The sequence below is a fragment of the Acidovorax sp. KPB24-03 genome (genome assembly GCF_057546605.1).
This window is the reverse complement of sequence record NZ_BAAJYR010000629.1, coordinates 1-1,471: the sequence shown is the minus strand read 5'-3', so window position 1 is coordinate 1,471 and position 1,471 is coordinate 1. Positions and strand designations below refer to the sequence as shown.

The window sequence follows — 1,471 nt, the reverse complement described above, 5'->3', positions numbered from 1 at the left end:
CGTCTGGTAGAGCTTCATCAGGTCAGCCGGTGCCAGGCGCTTGACGACTCGGCCAGCTGGCGCAGGTGTTCGTCGCTCGCGCTTCGTCCTTGTGTTCGTCGGCAAAGGCCGCCATCAGGCTGAATGGCCATCACGGCGCGGGTGTGTTCGGGTTGCATTGGATCGGTATTTCCTCGGGTGGCAAAAAACGAAAAATGGCAATCGAAAAAGGGGGAGATGGTCGGTCGGCCGGCGCCGCGTGCACGGGCCGCCGGCCTCCAACAGGCTGGCGGGCCGGCGCGGTGCCGATCCGGGTTCCCGCTGCGCTGTATGCGTTGGTTTTGCAGAGGAAGGAAAGCGCAGCCGCCGCAATGGCGGAGCGATCCCCGGGCTGCATCTAGGAGCGAAAGCGCGGTTTTCAATAGGCCGGTGGCGCGCGATGCCGGATTTGGCTGACAGCCAGGACTTCGTCGTCCCGACGACAATGCGGCCTGCCACAACAACACACCTGCATGCCGCGCATGCGGACCAGAAAGGCCCGTCTTCCATGACTGCACCCGTCCCTACCGCGGCCGACGCCGACGCACCCGCGCCCCGCGCCTACACCGCCGAGGAGAAGCGCCACCGCGTCTTCTCCATCATGGCGGCCTCGTCGGGCAACCTCGTCGAGTGGTTCGACTTCTACGTGTATGCCTTCTCGGCGCTGTACTTCGCGCCGGCCTTCTTCCCCAAATCGGACCCCACCGCCCAGTTGCTGAACACCGCCGGCGTGTTCGCCGCTGGCTTTCTCATGCGGCCCATCGGCGGGTGGCTGTTCGGGCGCATCGCGGACAAGTACGGGCGCAAGACCTCGATGCTGATCTCGGTCACCATGATGTGCGCGGGCTCCCTCGTCATCGCCGGCCTGCCCACCTATGCCGCCATCGGCGCCTGGGCGCCCTTCCTGCTGCTGATGTGCCGCCTGTTCCAGGGGCTGTCGGTGGGCGGCGAATATGGCACCACCGCCACCTACATGAGCGAGGTGGCGCTGCGCGGCCAGCGCGGCTTCTTCTCCTCGTTCCAGTACGTGACGCTGATCGGCGGGCAGCTGCTGGCGGTGCTGGTCATCGTGATCCTGGAGACGCTGCTGAGCGAGGCCGAGCTGAAGGCCTGGGGCTGGCGCATTCCGTTCGTGATCGGCGCCATCTCGGCCGTGGTCGCGCTGCTGCTGCGCCGCACCCTGCACGAGACGCAGACCGACGCCGCCAAGCAGAACAAGGAGGCCGGCACCATGGGCGGGCTGTTCCGCCACCACAAGGCGGCCTTCTTCACCGTGCTGGGCTACACGGCCGGCGGCTCGCTGATCTTCTACACGTTCACCACCTACATGCAGAAATACCTGGTGAACACGGTGGGCCTGCCCATCAAGACCACCAGCTACGTGATGACGTGCGCGCTGTTCGTGTACATGTGCATGCAGCCGCTGTTCGGGGCGCTGTCGGACCGCATCGGC

At 66.0% G+C, this 1,471-nt stretch carries 2 protein-coding genes; one reads left to right on the top strand and one right to left on the bottom strand.

The window, feature by feature from the left end; genetic code table 11:
• Window positions 1–17: 17 nt before the first annotated feature.
• Window positions 18–158, bottom strand: a complete 141-nt coding sequence (locus AC27KI_RS24660) for a hypothetical protein (protein ID WP_487116403.1) — start codon at window positions 156–158, stop codon at window positions 18–20.
• A gap of 368 nt (window positions 159–526) precedes the next feature.
• Between AC27KI_RS24660 and AC27KI_RS24655 the strand changes: the two genes are divergently transcribed.
• The coding region (locus tag AC27KI_RS24655) for an MFS transporter (protein ID WP_487116401.1) at window positions 527–1,471 on the top strand (945 nt) is incomplete at its 3' end.